Genomic DNA, 17,252 nt, shown 5'->3' with positions numbered 1-17,252 from the left:
AGTACAACTCCCATGAAAACCGTAGAAATTTACACCAAGAACCACTGCCCCTACTGCTGGCGTGCCAAGGAACTCTTGCGCATCAAGGGGGTTGATTTCCGGGAAATCGACATCAGCGACAACCTGGAAAAGGCCCGTGAAATGCGCGAACGCAGCGGCCGGCAAACGGTCCCGGAGATTTTCATCGATGGCCGCCTAATCGGCGGCTGCGACGAACTCTTTGAGCTGGACGAACGGGGGGAATTGGCCCGAATCCTGGCGCTCAACCCGCCGTCCGACGAATGAACGCCATCAGCTCCAGCGCCAGTTCAACCTTGCCGAAGGGCGGCATGAGATAGTAGCCCCCACAGCGCCCCCGTCCCGCCTCGATCAATTCCCGGGCAATCGCCATCCCTTCCCGCACTCCTGCCTCCCCCTGCTTGCCACGCATGCGTTCGCGCACAGCCTCGGGGAGAGTAATGCCGGGCACTTCGTTGTGCAGAAACTCGGCGTTGCGCTCGCTCACCAACGGTAAAATCCCCACCAAGACCGGAACCCCGAACGGTGCGGTCTTTTCCAGCAACTCGTCCAGCACCCGCGTCGAATAGACCGGCTGGGTCTGGACGAAGCGGGCGCCGGCCGCGACCTTCTTGCCGAGCTTGCGCAGCTGCCCCTCCATGGTCGTCAGGTTGGGATTGAAGGCGGCGCCAAGCAGAAACCGGGTACGGCCGTCGAGTTCGGCGCCGAGGAGGTTGTGTCCGTCATTGAGGGCGGTGAGGAGCTCCAGCAGGCTGACGGAGTTGAGGTCGAAAACATTGGTCGCCCCCGACTCCCCCCCCACCGCCACCGGGTCGCCGGTCACCGCCAGAATGTTGCGGATGCCGAGGAGATGGGCACCCATCAGTTCGGAATGAAGGCCGATGAGGTTGCGGTCGCGGCAGGTCACATGGACGATGACCTCAGTGCCGGTCTCTTCCTGGATGGCCCGAGCCAGGGCGATGTTGCCGAGGCGGATCCGGCCCAGAGGGTTTTCCGCCAGGCTGATGGCGTCGACACCGACGCGGGCCAGAGCGCGGGCACCGTCCAGCACCTTGGAGCAGTTCAGGCCGCGCGGCGGGTCGAGTTCCACGGTAACGATCGGTCGCCTGCCCCAATCGGCGAGGAAATCGGAGCGGGATTCCGGCGGCGGCGTCACGGTCGGCGTTGAGAGATCCGGCGTAAGCACCACCCTCGTGGTCGGCGCGGGAACGAGGGTGGCAAGGGCCTCGGTCAGGGCGCGGATATGTTCCGGCGTCGTTCCGCAACAGCCGCCGATGAGGACCGCTCCCGCCTGTGCCAGCTCCCGGCCCATGCCGGCGAAATATTCCGGAGTGGCGAGGTAGATATAGCGCCCCTCCACATATTCGGGGAAGCCCGAGTTGGGAAAAGCGGAGAGAGGCAGGACCGAGACGGCGGCCATGCGCGTCACCACCTGCAGCAGCTCGCGCGGTCCGGCACCGCAATTGGCGCCGATCATCGTGGCGCCGGCTGCCGTCAGACGGCGCGCCGCATCTTCGGCGGAAATTCCGTCGCGGGTTCGTCCCTCCTGAAGAAAGGCCATCTGCGCCACTACCGGCAGCCCCAGTTCGTGGGCGATGGCCACCCCGAGTTCGAGATCGGCGAGGTCGGCGAAGGTTTCGAGGATGAAAAGATCGACCCCGCCCTCGGCCAGCGCTTCCATCTGCTCGCGCAGGGCGGCTTCCGCCTCTTCCCGGGAGAGTACGCCCCCCTCCCCCCGGGGGCGCTGCAGGGGCCCCACCGAACCGGCGACATAGGCGTCGTCGCCGGCGGCTTCCCGGGCCAGGCGGGCACCGGCCAGATTGATGGCGCGGGCCTGCCCATCCAGCCCGAAACCGGCCAAGCGCGGGGCGTTGGCCCCGAACGTATTGGTCTCCAGAAGGCGGGAGCCAGCGGCCAGATACTCTTCATGCACCTGCCGGATCAGCTCGGGAGCGTGCAGATTGAGACATTCAAAATTGGTGTCGAGCCGGACGCCCCGACTGTAGAGCAGGGTCCCCATGGCACCGTCGCCGATGATCAGGCGCCGGCCGAGTTCTTCGAGAAACCGCCGGGAGCGGTCATTGGCACTAGACATGGAACATTCCGTACGGGGAGAGGGTGAGACCGGCAGGACGAACAGGGGATCGAGTCATCCCCTGTTCGCGCATTGCGGCAGAGCTGTTCAGTCCGTTTCGCGGACAATGGCCGTATAGAAGAGATGCCCGTCCGACTCGGCCACGGCCAGGGAAAGCTCCAGTGAGACCTGGGAACCGTCCCGCCGCCGCCCGGGAATTTTGTGCAACTTGCGAATCAGCTGCGCGGCATTCTTCTTCAGATAATCCTCAACCCCGGCCTGATGAAATTCCGCGCACTCCTCATGCACCAGCCGCGCCACGGAAACCCCCATCACCTCACGCTTACTGAAGCCGAAGATACGCTCGGCCTGGCGGTTGAAGAGGATGACCTGGCCGGTACCGAGGAAAGAAATCATGCCGTCTCGCACCGTTTCGGTCATCACCCGAAAACGTTTTTCCGATTCCTCCAGATGCTCGGTCTTCTCACCGAGGTGGACCATCATCTCGTTGAAACCGTCGATCAGTGTGCCGATTTCATCCTGCCCCCGGCGGGGAATCGGTTTTTCGAAACGCCCGGTGCGGACGATATCGCGAATCGCCAGCCCCAGCCGGGCCAGGGGCGCGGTAACCGCCATGCGCACCAACAGCCCCAGACAGAAGACGAGGGCGATCAGCACTCCGCCCGAATAAAGCAGGTCGGTGCGAACCTTGCGCTGCACCTGGGCCTGCAGTTTGCCCAGGGGAATCGAAATGGAGACAGCGCCGATAACCTCGCCGATCCGGTAATGGAAGGACTGCTCGTTGGGATCGGGAAACATCTCATTGAGAAAGGCCGGCGCTGTGGCAGGGTCGCCGTGGCATTGCAGACAGCTCTCGTCGACGCGAAAAGGCTGCAAATAACGGAAGATCGGCTCCTTGCCAAGGTCGATGACGCGATAGCTTTCCCGCTTCTCCGGATCCCCGTAAAACTCCTTGAGCATGGTCGTTTCCGAGGGGTCGGGAGCATTCTTCGGATTGCGGTAGCGTTCGGAAACCTGGCGGATGGTATAGCCGACGTCGGCGGCGACCAGGCTGCCGATCTGGGTCGAGACCACCTGCGGGATGAGGCCGTAGCGCTCGCGGGTCAACTCGACCCCCCCCTTCTGCAGCTGGTCGGAAAGGTACTGCCGTCCCCGGGTCGCCGACGCGGCAATAATCCGCGCCTTCTCCACCGCCTCCTCGACACTGTAGCCGTGCTGCTGATGGAAGCTGATCCACGAAAAGATTCCAAAGAAGACCAGCAGAATCAGCAGGATGACCAGGTTGATCTTGGTCTGCAGACTACGGTGGCGGAAGAAGTCCATGGACGGTGCCCCCTTTCCTCAGATGCTGAAAACCCGCTGCAAAAACTGACGCAGAATCTCGGCGGTCAAGCCCCAGACCTGATGCCGGCCGACGGTGAAAAAGCAGACCGGAAAGACCCGCCCCTGGTGCCGCCAGTCCTCTTCGTGATAGATAGCGGGATCACGCAACTGCGCCAGGGGGATCTCGATGACCTCGGCGACCTCGTTGCGGTCGACCCGATAGGGATAGGGGGCGGGAAAGGTTCCGACAAAGGGGACAACATGATAGCCGTGGATCGAAATGCAGTCGTCCAATCGCCCCAGCACCTGGACATCCTTTGCGGCGATGCCCATTTCCTCTTCCGTTTCGCGCAAGGCGGTAGCCTGCGGTCCGTCGTCTTCCACCTGCCAGGCGCCGCCGGGAAAGGAAATCTCCCCCGAGTGGTGATTGAGCTTCTCGGTGCGGCGGGTAAAGAGCACCCAGTCCTCACCGTCCCGGGCGAAGAGCGGCAGCAGTACCGCCGCCGGGCGCAGCCCGTGCTGGGAAAGATGCTTCGACGTATGAGCGGCGAGGCGCCGCCGCACGGTCTCGGGATCGAGCATCAGGCGCCGGCGTTGCGCTTGAGGGCGGCAATGGTTTCCCGGTAGTCGTCCGTGCCGAAGACGGCACTGCCGGCGACCAGCACATCGGCCCCAGCGGCAACGATGCGACCGATGTTGTCGGTTTTGACCCCGCCGTCGACTTCCAACTCCACCTTCAGCCCCCGTTCCGCGATCATCCGCCGCAGGGCCGTGATCTTGCCCAGGCAGGAGGGGATGAAGCTCTGGCCGCCGAAGCCGGGGTTGACCGACATCACCAGCACCAGATCGAGATCGTCGAGGATCAGGTCGAGGGTCGCCACCGGAGTTGCCGGATTGATGGAAACTCCGGCCTTTTTGCCGAGGGAACGGATAAGCTGCACGGTGCGATGCAGATGGGGGACCGTTTCCTGATGCACGGTGAGGATATCGGCACCGGCCTTGGCGAAGTCGGGGATGTAGCGGTCGGGATTTTCAATCATCAGGTGCACATCGAGGGGCAGATTCGTCACCTTGCGCGCCGCTTCGACGACCAGCGGACCGATGGTGATGTTCGGCACGAAATGACCGTCCATGACATCCACATGCACGTAATCGGCGCCACCCGCCTCGATGGCGCGGATTTCCTCACCGAGACGGGAAAAATCCGCCGACAGAATGGAGGGAGCGATTTTGACCATGAACTATTCTCCAGCGCTGAAACCGCCTCATCCCCATCGGGGCCGGCGTCTGTTCAAGAAGGATAACTGGCTATCTTTTTAGCAGATTTACCGCGCACCGCCAAAACAAATAATCCCGCCTCACAGCGGGCGGCGACGTAGGGCGACGGCGAAAAAGGCATCCATGCCGGTATCGGATCGCCGCCAGGTGCGTAGCCGACCATCCTCCCCAAAGAGCTCTCGCCAGGCCGGCGGCACGCTTTCGCACAGATCTTCCGCGACAAAGTCGGGATGGGCGGCGAGAAAGGCCTGCACGACGCCATCGGTCTCTTCCTCGGTCAGCGTACAGACCGAATAGAGCAGGCGCCCGCCGGGCTTGACCAGCGCCGCCGTGTTGGCGAGAATCGCCTGCTGCTGCTCAGCCATGTGCGCGATATCGGCGGCGGTGCGCCGCCAGCGGATCTCCGGGTTGCGCCGCAGCACGCCGAGGCCGCTGCATGGGGCATCGACCAGAATGGCGTCGAAACTCGCCGGGGCGAGAAAGGGCGGCAGCTGCGTCAGATCCCAGGCGCGGGCGGTGATCCCCCGGCAACCGAGACGGGCGGCGCCGCTCGTCACCAGCCGTGCCCGCTGGGGATGGAGATCGAGGGCGAGAACTTCCAACTCGTTGCCCCCCAGGGCACAGAGGTGGGTGGTCTTTCCTCCCGGCGCGGCGCAGGCGTCGAGGAGCTTCTCGCCGGGCTTCGGCGCCAGGAGATGAGCGATGAGCATACTCGCCTCGTCCTGCACCTGATACCAGCCCTCGCTGTCGCCGGGCAGGGCCGCGCCCCCTCGGTGGCTGATCACTACCCCCTCGGGGGCAAAGAGGGTCGGCGTCCCGTCCATCCCGCGACTTTTCAGTTGGTCGAGGAAATTCTCGCGACTGATTTTCAGGGTATTGACCCGCACCGTGAAGGGGGCCGGCTGCAGCAGGGCATCGGCCAAGGCCACCGCCGCCTCGCCGCCGAAACGCTGCGCCCAGGAGCGCGCCAGCCAGTGGGGAAAGGCGGCCAGCTTTTCCAGGTAGACCACGGGCTCGGTCGCATCGGGCCAGGGGATTTCTTCCCGCTGGCGGATCAGGTTGCGCAGGATGCCGTTGATGAAGCCGGTGGCCCGCTCCAGTTGCTCGCGCCGGGCGAGTTCCACCGTTTCATGCACGGCGGCCGGGGCTGGCACCTTGTCGAGAAAGAGAATCTGGTAAGCGCCGAGGCGCAACAGATTGAGCACGCGGGGTTCGACCTTGGCCAGCGGCTTGCTGCACAGTCGGGCCAGGGCGAAGTCGAGCCGCCCGCGCCGACGCAGGGTGCCGTAGACCAGCTCGGTGGCCAGCCCCCGGTCGCGGGGATCGAGGGGGGTCTCTTGCTGAAAGGCCGCGTCGAGAGCGAGGTCGGCATAAGCCCCCTCATCGACCCGACAGAGGACGGAAAAAGCCAGTTGGCGGGGATTGGCGGAAGGCAAAAAGGCATCCTTTCAGACGGAAAAAGCCAGGGGCATGCACGGCACACCCCTGGCCGACAGGACTGGGTGGAGTGGGGGATCAGACCGTCGCCATACTCTCCAGACGCCGTACCCGCTCTTCCACCGGCGGATGGGTGGAGAAGAGGGATTTGAGCCCGGCGCCGCGCAGCGGGCTGACGATGAACATGTGCGCCGTGGCTTCGTTGACCCGGGGCATCGGCTGACGGCTGTTGGCCGCTTCGAGCTTGCGCAGGGCGCTCGCCAGATAGAGGGGATTGCCGGAGAGCTTGGCGCCTCCCTTGTCGGCCTCGTATTCCCGGGAGCGGGAGACCGCCATCTGCACCAGCATGGCGGCGAGGGGGGCCAGAACCATCATCAGGATCATGGCGATCGGATTGCCGTCCTCGTCATCCCGGCCGCCGAAGAGCATGGACCATTGGGCCATGTGCGACAGGTAGGAGATCGCCCCGGCGATGGTCGCGGCGATGGAACCGATGAGGATATCGCGATGCATGACGTGGCTCATCTCATGGGCCATCACCCCCATCAGTTCCTCGCGACTGAGAATCTGCAGAATCCCTTCCGTCGCCGCGACCACCGCATGTGTCGGATTGCGGCCGGTGGCGAAGGCGTTGGGGGTCGGTTGCGGCAGGATGTAGACCTTCGGCATGGGCAGATCGTTGCGTCGGCAGATCTCCTCGACCACCTCGAAAAGGGGGCCGTCGGCAACTTCGACCCCCCGATACATCTTGATGACGATCTTGTCGGAGAACCAATAAGAGCCGAGATTCATCACGGCGGCCATGACCAGGGCGAAGAGCGCTCCGCTTTGCCCGCCGAGGGCGCCGCCGGCGGCGACCAGCACCAGGGTGAGCAGGGTCATGAGAAAGACGGTACGCAGGGTATTCATCATTTCACCTCGTTCGCGGGTTTTCATCATTCGCGGGCAGACCAGGCAATGCGCCTGCTCACACTATAATAACGGCGCCGATACCAGGCAAGGGGCGGCGCCGTGAAAATCCCGCGAAGGTCGAAACTCGGCCTAGGCCGAACCGAGGCGGGTTCCGGGAGGGAGTGCGCAGCCGCGCAGGAAATCGGCGGCGGCCAGGCGTTTTTTCCCCGGCAACTGCAATTCGCCGACCCGCAACACCCCCTCGCCGCAGGCGATGCGCACCCCGGCGGCATCGGCGGCCAGTACCGTCCCCGGCGCGCCGCTCCCCGCTTCCGGCGCGGTGCGGGCGATCTTCAGCACCTCGCCGCGCAGGTGGGTAAAGGCGCCGGGCCAGGGATCGAGGCCGCGCACCTGGTTGTGGATCTGCGCGGCGGACCGATCCCAGTTGATGATTCCGTCTTCCTTCTTGAGCATCGGCGCGTAGTTGCTGAGGGCGTCATCCTGCTTTTCCCCTTTCAGCGTCCCGGCGCAGAGCTGCCGCAGGGTCTCCGCCATCGCCTCGCGCCCGAGGAGGGCCAGGCGGTCATGGACTTCGCCGGCCGTTTCGAGGGGACCGATGGGGGTGCTCCGCTTGATCAGCATGTCGCCCGTATCGAGGCCGACATCCATATACATGGTGGTCACCCCGGTCTCCGTTTCGCCGTCGATGATCGCCTTGTTGATCGGCGCCGCCCCCCGGTAACGGGGGAGGAGCGAAGCGTGCACGTTGATACAGCCGTATTGGGGGATTTCCAACACGCTCTTGGGCAGGATCTGACCATAGGCGACGACCACGATCAGATCGGGGGCGATGGCGCGCAGCTCCTCCACCACCTCGGGCTGACGGAGCTTGAGGGGCTGATGGACGGCGATGCCGTGCTTGAGCGCCAACTCCTTGACCGGCGGCGGCGCCAGCTGGTTGCCCCGTCCCTTGGGCCGATCCGGCTGGGTGTAGACGGCGCGCAGGTCGAGGCCGAAGTCGAGCAGGCCCTGCAGGGTGGCCAGGGCGAACTCCGGTGTCCCCATGAAAATGGTACGGATATCCTGAGGCTTGATCACAGCTGCTCCCGTTGCTGTTCGAGGATTTTTTTGTATTTCTTGCGGAAAAGCCCCCGCTTCAAGGGGGAGAGGCGGTCGACGAAGAGAATCCCGTCGAGGTGGTCGAGCTCATGCTGGATGCAGATCGCCAAGAGCCCGTCGGCCTCCAGTTCCCGTGCCTCCCCCGCCACATCCCGAAAGCGGACCCGCACATGGGCGGAACGGTCAACCTTGGCGTAGTAGGAAGGCACCGACAGACAGCCCTCTTCCTCGCAGGATTCTCCCGCGCGGGCGACGATCTCGGGATTGATCAGGGTATGCAGTTGCGGCGGCTCCCCCTCGCGGGCGCAATCGATGACCGCCAGTCGCCGCGAGACCCCGACCTGGGGAGCGGCCAGACCGACTCCGGGGGCAGCGTACATGGTCTCGGCCATGTCGGCGGCCAGCTGCTTGAGGGCGCCGTCGAAAACCTCCACCGGCTGCGCCACCTGCTTCAGGACCGGATCGGGATAGTGTCGAATCGCTAGAATGGCCATGGCTGAATCTCGTCAGATTAAATCCTGCGTCGAAGAAAAATCGCAAAGTCGGATCATAGTGCTGGACGGCGGGGTTGTCAACCGTAGCTAGGGACGGCCGGCGACCAGCCAGCGCCCGAGATTGGCCGCCAACCGGCGGTTTTCCTCATCGAGAAAACGGTTCTGGAAGAGGCCGTCGTCGCCGAAGACCAAGAGCCGTCCCCGCCCCAGTTCGCCGGCCACGACCACGCCGAAAGACTGCACGGCATCGCCGGGATTGGGCCGGCGGTCGCCGTTGAGATCGATCCAGGACTGGGGACCGGTGCGGGCGATGATCCGCGACCCTTCGTCGAAGTTGACCAGCGCCCAGCCGCCGTAGAGGGCAAAGGCGTCGAGGTCGGCGAAAAGGGGGTGGGATTCCAGTCGGGACACCCGGAAATTGAGGGGTTCATCCCCGAGCAGATCCGCCGTCTCACGGATGACGCCGTTGGAAAAATCGACGCCGAAGGCATGCAACAGCCCGGCCAGGGGCGGCCCGACGTGAAGCATCACCACCAGGGTCCCGCCCCCTTCGACGAAACGGCGCAGGGCAGCGATCTCCCCCTCGGCAAAAGGGATGAAGGGGCCGGAGACGATCAGCGCCGAAACCCCGGCGAGGGCGGCATCGTCGAAAGGGCCGATGTGACTGCGGGGGACGAGCCCCTGGCCGCGGAGAATCGTCGAGAATTCCGACAGATCCAACGGCCCGGTGCCGCCGGCGACGAACTGCTGCCCGTGCCCCTCGTCGTAGAGGAGGATCGGCCCCTCGGCGGCAGCGGCACGGTACCAGATGGCCAGCGTCAGCAGGAGCGCCAGCAGGATCAGGAGATATCTCAGCATGGATTCAGGCTCCGTAGCGCTCGGCATAAAGTTGCTCCAGACCGCGGCAATGACAATGGGTCGAGTTGGCGTTGGCGAGGTAGATGGAACGGGCCCGGGGCTCGCCGATCTCTTCGGCCGCCGCCCGCAGTTCCGCTTCCAGCCGACGCTCTTCCTCGATCGCCAGGCGCAGGGCCGCTTCGGCCGTGAAGTTTTCCGCCTCAAGTTTCCGCAGCGCCCGCCACCAGGAACCGGAAGTATCGGGAGAGGCGTCGAGCAGTTCCTCGAAGGGAGGAAGATCCTCATCCCGATCGAGGGTGTAAAAGGAATAGGCGTGCTGCCGTTCTTCCCGGGCCAGACCGGCGAAGAGGGCGGCGGCCTCGGGGTCGGTCAGCCGCTCCGATGCCGCCCGGTAGAAATCCATGGCATCCTTCTCGGCCCGCAACGCGGACCGGAGCGCTTCCCGCAACGGCTTCGACTGGTTCATGGCGACCTCCTCCCTTCAACATCTGCTTCGCCTCAGGGATTCTAGTAACTTACCGGCAACCATTTGTCAATCGCCGGATTCCCGAAGCCGTCGGATGCGGGGCGACCGCAGCGGGGAAATGCCCTTTGTCCCCACGCCCGCGTCCGTGTTATGGTAGGCCCTCACCTCTCGGGAGCGCCATGTACGACGTCACCCTCATCTACCTGCTGTTCATCGGCCTCGTCTACCTGCTGCTCTGGCGGCGGTCGCCGGAAAAAACCCGGCAAAGCCTGCATGTGGCCGGGACCTCGACCCGTAGGATGCTGCCGATGCTCAGCGCCATCTTCGGGCTGATTGGCCTCTTCCAGATCTTCGTCCCGCCCAGCCTCATCGAAAACTGGCTCGGTGGCGCTTCCGGCTGGCGTTCCCTGCTCGCCGGCGGCGCTCTCGGCGCCTTGGTCATCGGCCCACCCCCGGCGGCCTTTCCCCTGGCCGGATCGCTCCTCGACGCCGGCGCCTGGCCGCCGGCGGTGGCGGCCTTCGTCGTCGCCTGGATCTCCGTCGGGATCGTCACCCTCCCCTTCGAGGCGGAAATCTTCGGCGCACGCTTCGCCATCGTCCGCAACACCCTGGCCTTCGTCACCGCGCTGCTCATCGGGCTGCTCATCGGGAGCTGGACATGAGCGCCCGACATCCGGGCAAGTTCCGCCGCCTGCTACGCGAACATTGGCTGCCCCTGGGCACGGTGCTGTTGTACGGCTGGGCCACCCTGGCCGCCCCGGAACGCGCCCTGCAGGCGCTACTCATCGGCCTCCGCACCTTCGGCTCGGTGGCCCTGCTGATCGTCGCGGTGATGGGGTTGGTCGGTCTGACCCAGGTCTGGATCAGCCGCGAGGCGGTCGGTCGTCTGCTCGGCCACGAGGCGGGCTTCAAGGCGCTCTTGATCGCCGCCTTCGCCGGCACCCTGCTGATCGGCCCGGCCTATCTCATCTTCCCCCTGCTCATGAGCATCCACCGCCAAGGCGCCCGCTGGGCGGTCATCGCCACGGTCCTCTCCGCCTATGCACTGAAGTTGCCGATGATCCCCCTGGAAATCGAGTTTCTCGGCTGGGGCTTCTCCATGGGCCGCGCGCTGCTGACGATCCTCTTCGCCATCCCCTGCGGGCTGGCGGTGGAAGCCGTCATGACCCTCGGCCGGCCCCGGTCCGAGTGAGTTGACGCGGCATCACTTTTCCGGTCGGCGGATCAGGTCGACCTGGGTCCGGTAAATCCACTCGATCACCTCTTCGTACTCGCTGCTGATGGCGACCAACTTTTTGTTGGCCTCTTCCAGCAGTTCGGCGATGGAACGCTCCGGGGGTTGGTGAATTCCCATCCAGGTCGAAATCTCCCGGGCTTCCTCATCAACTTCCTGGACAAAGGAATCGAAAGCGATCTCCTTCAGCGCCGGAACGTCCCCCGCCGCCCGTTCGAATCCTCCCTTGCCGTGCTCAGGATGATCGCCATGAAGGAATTCGGCAGCAAGACCGGCAAGATGGACGGCCCCGACCAGCAGGGAGAGGTCCCCCGACCCATTAAAACCGCGCGGGTCCCGATGGTGTTCAATGACCGCCAGCAGGCCTTCGGGAAAGCGCCAGCGCCGGGCCGCCGCCAACCCCAGGGCGGTGTGATCGAAGCCAAAAACCGCGTGCTCGGCCTCGTCGAGGCTCGCCGCCGCTTCACGCCGCGTCAGGACCTCGGCATAACGTTCCGCTTGGGCGCCGGCGAGCAGTATGGCGCCGATGTCGGCGAGCAACCCGGCGGTAAAGCCTTCCTCCACCTGGCGGGGACTCATCAGCTTGAGCAGTCGCCGGGTGCCGACGGCCGTCGCCAGGGAGTGTTGCCAGAAGCGGGTGAAATCGAGCCGGGCGTTTTGCAGGGGGACGAGGGAGAAGGCCAGGGAGAGGGTACGCACCTGACGGTTGCCGAGGAGGATGATCGCCCGTTTGATATTGCCGACGGGCGACGCCGGCGCATAGAGGGGGGAATTGGCCGCCTTCAGAATCCGCGCCGACAGGGGGGCGTCCTGGGCGATGACCCGGGCCAGTTCGGCGGCGGCGAGGTCGGGATCGAGGGCAAGGACCTTGACTGCCACCGCCGGCAGACTCGGCAGGATTTCGGCTTGCAGAACGGTATCCAGGCAGAAGGTCGTCATCGCGCTATCCCCCAAGGCAAAAAAAGCATTGAAATTCCGTATATTTTATTCTTTATACCTGCTCAATCGCTTGGGCGCAATCGCGGCGCACAAGGCCCCATGAAAGCTCGGGCGAATTTCCCTCCCGCCGGAAGGACGGAGGCCTCCCCCTATCCGAGGGCGGCCATGATTTCAGCAAACTCGGCCGCAAGATCGGGCTGGGCAGCGATGGCGACCTGCTCTTCGAGGACGCTAGCGAGGATCTCGTCCGTGGTCAGGGGGTTGGCCAACACCGAGCGAAAGACGATGATCGGCTCGTTCCGGTAGCGGGGCAGGGCCAGCCGGGTACGGGAGACGAAGGAGTTGCCGGCGGCGCGCTGGCGTTTCTGGATAGTTTCGATGATGCGGTCGAGGCGGGCGTTGATCCGGCGTGCCGTCTCGGCGTCGGCCCGGGCCAGGTCTTGCTGAAGCCAGGCCGGGACGTAGCGGTAGGTGAGGATATTCAGTTCGGGCACGGTGACCAGCTCGAAGTCGGGATGGTTTTCGATCATGCCGGCGAAGTGCCGGGCCCGCTCGATGCCGCCATCCATGAGGAGTTCGTAGCCCTTGCGGCCGATGATCGACAGCCCGGCATGGACCAGCATCGCCATCCCCGGGCGCGAGCCTTCAAGGGTGTGGCTGCCGAGGTCCTTGGAGCCGCGACGGATGATGTAAGCAGCGTGATGCTCGATGGAGGCGAGGGTTTCGGGATCTTTGAAGACGACCATACCCGCCCCCATCGGCACATAGAGCTGTTTGTGGGCATCGATGGTGACCGAGTCGGCGCGCTCGATGCCGCGCAGCAGCGGTCGATAGGTGCGGGAAAAGAGGGTCGGACCGCCCCAGGCCGAGTCGACATGGAAATGGCAGTTCAACTCCTGGGCAAAATCGGCCATCGCCTCCAGCGGATCGACATTGCCCGTTTCAGTGGTGCCGCCGATACCGACCAGGGCCAATACCCGCATCCCCTCCCCTTGCAGCCGGCGGCTCTCTTCCCGCAGCCGTTGCAGATCGATACGGCTGTTCTCGTCCGTTTCAACGGCGACCAGATTGTCCCGGCCGATCCCGAGCAGATCGACCGCCTTGCCGAGGGAATAATGGGCGCGACGGGAGACCAGCACCGCCAGTCCGGCGCAGTCGAGATGGCGCAGGGCCTTGGCCAGCCCTTCCCGGGCGATGCCGCGGAATTCTCCGGAAGGACCGCAGAGGCGGTTGCGGGCGGCCCAGAGGGCGGTGATGTTGGCCACCGTCCCCCCCGAGCAGAAAGCGCCGAGGGCATGGCGAGGGTCGTGCATCCAGCGGCCGTAGAAATCGTCGTCACGGTCGTAGACCAGACGATGAATCATCGCCAGCACCTGCCGTTCCATGGGGGTGAAGGCCTTGGAGGTCTCGACCTTGACCAGGTTCTGGTTGAGGGCGATCATGATCCGCGAAAGAGGCAGCATGAAGTAGGGGAAGGCCGAGGTCATGTGGCCAATAAAGGCCGGCGAGGCGGTATTCACCGACTGGGCGACGAGCTTGTCGGTGAGGAACTCGGTGTAATCGGAAACGAAGGTCGGCTCCTCGGGCACCCGAGCGTTACTGAAATCCTGTTCGATTTCAATGAGCTTGCGCTCCAGGGCAACCACATGGGTCTGCAAAAAACCGGCGACGTTACCAGCGATGTCGCGATCGATGCTGCCCAGGGTGGAGTCGGGGGCTTCGGGAACGGTGAAAATCCGGTGGAGGTTTTCCAGGTTGGCCTGAGCGGCTTCTTTCGATCTGGGCATGAGCGGCGCATCCGGGCAGGGGTCGAGTCCGCGTCGTCACCGCGGAACAACCGTATAAGTTATGAAGAAATCAGATAAACCGACAATTCTGTATACAGAACCTCGGCCCCCCTGTCAATGGAAACGCCGTCACCAAAGGTCTTTGCCTCCCCCGTGCCGGGGCCAAAGTCGCGAAATTTAACCCGGGCCGCCCCATCATTCCCCACTGAAAATCGGCAACGCGGAACCGTTCAGAGTAAAAACGCCGTTTTTCAGGCCGGCGGCGGTTTTGAGCTTATCCCCTTCGCGCACCACGAAATTCTGCTCCAGCAGGTTGTCGATTTCGCTCTCCAGAGATTCCGCCAGCAACTGCTCGATCTCCTCGGGGCCATACTCCGCCTGCGCGGCGGCCTGAGCCTGCAACTCCGCCCGCATGGTCTTGGCGAGGACCGACCGGACCAGGCTTTCATGCGCCTCAAGTTCGACAGTGGCCTCGACCTGTTGCAGCAAGGCGCCAAAATCCCCCAGAAAAAAACCGGGTTCGCCGGCAAAGCCGAGACGGCCACCGCCGCGGACCTCGCCGTTCGGGGCAACCAGGCGCAGGCGCTCGATCTTCAGCTCGGGGGCGCCGGCCAAAAGCTTCATCGCCAGCTCGCCATAGAGGGGCAGAAGCCGGATCAGCCGCGACTCAGGATCAACCTCCGCCAGCTCCCGGCCGGCCTCCTGAAACTGCCCCATGAAATCGCTCAGCGCGCGGCCGTCCAGGTTCCGCAACTCGATCTCCACGGAGAGCGGCCCGAAGAATTCATCATCCATCCCCAAGCGGGCAAACTCCAGGGATTCACGGTAATGCAGACGCTCCCCCTCGTAGCGGCTGTCCAGCGTCACCTTGCCGGCCTTGATCCCAAAGCTCCGCCGGCTGCCGTCCTCGCCGTCGGGAAATGCCAGCTCCAGTCCGTCGAGACTCATCTTCGAGCGCCCGACGTAGATCCACGGCAGGGCCTCGGTCAGGTCGAACTCGCCATGAATGCCGCCCAGCTCAATCCGGCTTCCCTCGGCGATAAATTCCAGTCCCGGCATTTCGATCGATCCCTGTAGCGCCTGCCCTTCCGGCTCTGCCATCGCATCGATCTTCAGCCCCTGCCACTTCAGCTCGCCCTCGCTGTCATGTCGCTCCAAAGGGGGAATATGCAGGCGGCTCTTCGCGCTACCATCGAAAGCCACCCGCGTTACCGCGACGGCTGCTTCCAACTCCGGGAAGTGTTCAAAAAAACCCTCGACATCGACCCCATCCAGGCGCACCTCGGCCAGGCGGGTTTCGACCTCGGCCAGGGCCGGCAGCGAGAACCCACCGGGGAACGGGCCATGGCGAAAGGTATGGTTGAAAACCAGTTGCATGCTCTCGGGGGAACCCGCCCCCTCCCCACGGGAAAGATTCAGATCGAGCTGGGTCCGGGCTTGCGAAGAGAGAAAACCACGCCGATAGTCGTCGGCGGCGAGGGAGAAGATCCCCCAGGTATCGGCCCCTTTCAGGGAAGACTGGTAGAGGTTTCGCACCTGGCCGCCAAGCACATAGGTGCCGCCGGCCCAGGCGAGTACGCAGAGCAGGATGATCAGCCCTGAAAGGGTGGATTTTTTCATTTCGACTCCGGGGGTTCAGGAACAGGGAAAAAGGGATCTTCGCGGCGGAGGAGGGCAGGATCACAGATCCGGTTGCCAGCGGATCACCTGTCGGTCGTAGTCGATGCGATAGTCGAGATTGCGCAGAAAATCCATACCGAGCAGACCATCGAAGCGGGCTTCGGTCATTTTGTGGTCGATGACCATGGCCCGCGCGTTGTCAACCTTGAAGGGACCGACCTTGATGTACTGGAAGCGCACCACCTCGGTGGGGATGACCCCGCCGCCAGCGACCTGGGAGTAGCCGGACTTTTCGCTCTCGACCTGCAAGCGCTCGACGGCGGCGCGGTGAAAGACCGTGCTCGATGCGCCGGTGTCGAGCAGCAACAGGACATCGGCCTTGTTGCGGGCGAAAGCGACCTGCACCGGCACCAGCACCTGGTTGCCGCGAATCGTCACCGGCGTCTCCAGGGAATGCAGCAAGGCCTGGCGCTGCTCCTCGGCCCGTTGGCCGGCGCGCGCCGCCTGCTCCGCCGTCTGTTGTTGCTGCTCTTGATCCCGCAGGGCACGGCGTTTGTCGGGGCTGAGATGGTCGAGACGGCTCCGGTAGCTGGTGGTCTGCTCCCGATACGCCTCGGGAATCCGCGTTTCGTCATCGACAAAGACGGTGACGCCGTTGCCGTCGACATAACGGTAGATCTTGGCCTGGGCGGCACCGGCAACAATCAGCAGGGCGGGCAGCAGGAGCATGACAGCAAAACGAAGCATAGGGAACCTCGGCACGAATCGGGCGCAGCGACTAGGGCGCCTGGACGAAATTTTCGATCAGACTGAAATATTCCCGGGCGTTGACGGCCAGGATGTTGTTGTGATTGCCCCGGGGAAAGATATGCAACTGCTTTTTCCCTCCCGCCCAGCGGTGGAGACGCTCGCCGTGGCTGACCTCGACCAGATCGTCATTGCGGGTGTGCATGACCAGCAGCGGCCGCTGATAGGCGGCCATCTTGCCGCGATGGTCGAGGCGCTCGGCGACGGCCTGGGCCAAGTCCTCCGCCGTGCACCCCAGCTCCCAGGGGGCGACCCGCAAGAGGAGCCGCTCCAGGGGGTCGGCCACAGCGCTTTCGAGAATCAGCCCGGCCACCTCGGGAAAGAGAGACACCCCGTGGATGGCGAAGAGCGAGCCGACCGAGCGGCCGAAAAGGACCATTTCTTCCACCGGACAGCCGACCGCGCGGATCAGCGGCGCAACGTCGTCGAGCATGCGCCCGAGGCTCGGGCTTCCCGTCGACATGCCGTAGCCACGGAATTCGGCGAGAAAAAGGTTCAGGCCTATAGCGTCGACGGCTTCGACAAAGCCGTCGAGATAGTCGACAACCGTTTCGCCGTTGCCGTGAAAATGGACCAGGGTCTTCGCTCCCGCATGCCGGCGGCGGGAATAACAGGCGAGTTGCGCCTCGGCCACCTCGACCCAGCAGGGGTCGGCGAAGCGTTCGGGACGAGGAAAGAAGTAGCGTTCGGCGATCACAGGGTGATCAAGCAAGTCGGCGGTCATGGGTTCCTCCAGGGCGCGAATCGGGGCGGCGATGGAATCGAAAGGGATTGTACCATTTGCGCAGCCAAGGGGAAATCCTCAATCGCCTCTCGACCGGAATCGACCCGGGCCGCTATGTCCTTGACCGGCCCCGACGAGCGTGCTACACAGGCAAAAATCCCG

General features: G+C 64.2%; 18 protein-coding genes. 3 read left to right on the top strand and 15 right to left on the bottom strand.

The features are described 5' to 3' along the window. Positions 1-12: 12 nt before the first annotated feature. Positions 13-285 carry a glutaredoxin 3 gene (grxC, locus tag BQ4888_RS07325; protein ID WP_092055785.1) on the top strand — a complete coding sequence of 91 codons (273 nt, stop codon included), beginning with the start codon at positions 13-15 and terminating at the stop codon, positions 283-285. On the opposite strand, the gene BQ4888_RS07320 is transcribed toward grxC, so the two are convergent. The 10 genes from BQ4888_RS07320 to BQ4888_RS07275 all read right to left on the bottom strand — a co-directional run bounded on the left by BQ4888_RS07320 (position 263) and on the right by BQ4888_RS07275 (position 9,979). Continuing rightward, the gene (locus tag BQ4888_RS07320) at positions 263-2,113 is read right to left on the bottom strand and encodes a bifunctional homocysteine S-methyltransferase/methylenetetrahydrofolate reductase (RefSeq protein ID WP_092055783.1); all 1,851 of its coding nucleotides are present in this window, start codon (positions 2,111-2,113) and stop codon (positions 263-265) included. The two genes, grxC and BQ4888_RS07320, sit on opposite strands and share 23 nt — an antisense overlap. 87 nt (positions 2,114-2,200) lie before the next feature. Continuing rightward, on the bottom strand, positions 2,201-3,436 hold the full coding sequence (locus tag BQ4888_RS07315) for a c-type heme family protein (protein ID WP_092055780.1): 1,236 nt from the start codon (positions 3,434-3,436) through the stop codon (positions 2,201-2,203). An 18-nt stretch (positions 3,437-3,454) separates the two neighbouring features. Continuing rightward, complete coding sequence (locus BQ4888_RS07310) at positions 3,455-4,018, bottom strand: CoA pyrophosphatase (protein WP_092055778.1); 564 nt, start codon at positions 4,016-4,018, stop codon at positions 3,455-3,457. Next, positions 4,018-4,674 (bottom strand): ribulose-phosphate 3-epimerase, encoded by a 657-nt coding sequence (gene rpe / locus BQ4888_RS07305; protein ID WP_092055774.1) that lies wholly within the window; start codon positions 4,672-4,674, stop codon positions 4,018-4,020. The genes BQ4888_RS07310 and rpe overlap by 1 nt, the downstream gene beginning before the upstream one ends. 120 nt (positions 4,675-4,794) lie before the next feature. Further along, complete coding sequence (rsmB, locus tag BQ4888_RS07300) at positions 4,795-6,150, bottom strand: 16S rRNA (cytosine(967)-C(5))-methyltransferase RsmB (RefSeq protein WP_092055772.1); 1,356 nt, start codon at positions 6,148-6,150, stop codon at positions 4,795-4,797. Positions 6,151-6,229: 79 nt separating this feature from the next. Continuing rightward, positions 6,230-7,060: a zinc metalloprotease HtpX gene (gene htpX, locus BQ4888_RS07295; RefSeq protein WP_092056387.1), complete on the bottom strand. Its 831-nt coding sequence runs from the start codon at positions 7,058-7,060 to the stop codon at positions 6,230-6,232. A 132-nt stretch (positions 7,061-7,192) separates the two neighbouring features. After that, complete coding sequence (fmt, locus tag BQ4888_RS07290) at positions 7,193-8,107, bottom strand: methionyl-tRNA formyltransferase (RefSeq protein WP_092056385.1); 915 nt, start codon at positions 8,105-8,107, stop codon at positions 7,193-7,195. A 29-nt stretch (positions 8,108-8,136) separates the two neighbouring features. Beyond that, positions 8,137-8,655 carry a peptide deformylase gene (def, locus tag BQ4888_RS07285; protein ID WP_092055769.1) on the bottom strand — a complete coding sequence of 173 codons (519 nt, stop codon included), beginning with the start codon at positions 8,653-8,655 and terminating at the stop codon, positions 8,137-8,139. A gap of 87 nt (positions 8,656-8,742) precedes the next feature. Then, positions 8,743-9,513 carry a DUF4350 domain-containing protein gene (locus BQ4888_RS07280; protein ID WP_092055766.1) on the bottom strand — a complete coding sequence of 257 codons (771 nt, stop codon included), beginning with the start codon at positions 9,511-9,513 and terminating at the stop codon, positions 8,743-8,745. A gap of 4 nt (positions 9,514-9,517) precedes the next feature. Further along, complete coding sequence (locus BQ4888_RS07275; protein ID WP_092055764.1) at positions 9,518-9,979, bottom strand: ferritin-like domain-containing protein; 462 nt, start codon at positions 9,977-9,979, stop codon at positions 9,518-9,520. A gap of 179 nt (positions 9,980-10,158) precedes the next feature. Between BQ4888_RS07275 and BQ4888_RS07270 the strand changes: the two genes are divergently transcribed. Continuing rightward, entirely contained in the window at positions 10,159-10,641 is a 483-nt protein-coding gene (locus BQ4888_RS07270; RefSeq protein ID WP_092055762.1) for a hypothetical protein, read from the top strand. Further along, a complete protein-coding gene (locus BQ4888_RS07265) occupies positions 10,638-11,171 on the top strand; it encodes a hypothetical protein (RefSeq protein ID WP_092055759.1) in 534 nt (177 codons plus the stop codon). The genes BQ4888_RS07270 and BQ4888_RS07265 overlap by 4 nt, the downstream gene beginning before the upstream one ends. Before the next feature lie 12 nt (positions 11,172-11,183). Here the strand turns inward: BQ4888_RS07265 and BQ4888_RS07260 are convergent, their stop codons facing one another. The 5 genes from BQ4888_RS07260 to BQ4888_RS07240 all read right to left on the bottom strand — a co-directional run bounded on the left by BQ4888_RS07260 (position 11,184) and on the right by BQ4888_RS07240 (position 17,090). Next, on the bottom strand, positions 11,184-12,152 hold the full coding sequence (locus tag BQ4888_RS07260) for an HDOD domain-containing protein (RefSeq protein ID WP_092055757.1): 969 nt from the start codon (positions 12,150-12,152) through the stop codon (positions 11,184-11,186). 149 nt (positions 12,153-12,301) lie between these two features. Next, the gene (gene panP, locus BQ4888_RS07255) at positions 12,302-13,939 is read right to left on the bottom strand and encodes a pyridoxal-dependent aspartate 1-decarboxylase PanP (RefSeq protein WP_092055754.1); all 1,638 of its coding nucleotides are present in this window, start codon (positions 13,937-13,939) and stop codon (positions 12,302-12,304) included. Positions 13,940-14,134: 195 nt separating this feature from the next. Continuing rightward, on the bottom strand, positions 14,135-15,559 hold the full coding sequence (locus BQ4888_RS07250) for a YdgA family protein (RefSeq protein ID WP_092055752.1): 1,425 nt from the start codon (positions 15,557-15,559) through the stop codon (positions 14,135-14,137). A 60-nt stretch (positions 15,560-15,619) separates the two neighbouring features. Continuing rightward, a complete protein-coding gene (locus BQ4888_RS07245; protein ID WP_092055749.1) occupies positions 15,620-16,306 on the bottom strand; it encodes an aspartyl protease family protein in 687 nt (228 codons plus the stop codon). A gap of 31 nt (positions 16,307-16,337) precedes the next feature. Then, on the bottom strand, positions 16,338-17,090 hold the full coding sequence (locus tag BQ4888_RS07240; protein WP_092055746.1) for an alpha/beta hydrolase: 753 nt from the start codon (positions 17,088-17,090) through the stop codon (positions 16,338-16,340). Positions 17,091-17,252: the final 162 nt, after the last annotated feature.

It is taken from the genome of Desulfuromonas acetexigens (genome assembly GCF_900111775.1).
Lineage (GTDB): Bacteria > Desulfobacterota > Desulfuromonadia > Desulfuromonadales > Trichloromonadaceae > Trichloromonas > Trichloromonas acetexigens.
This window is presented reverse-complemented; position numbering and strand designations above follow the sequence as displayed.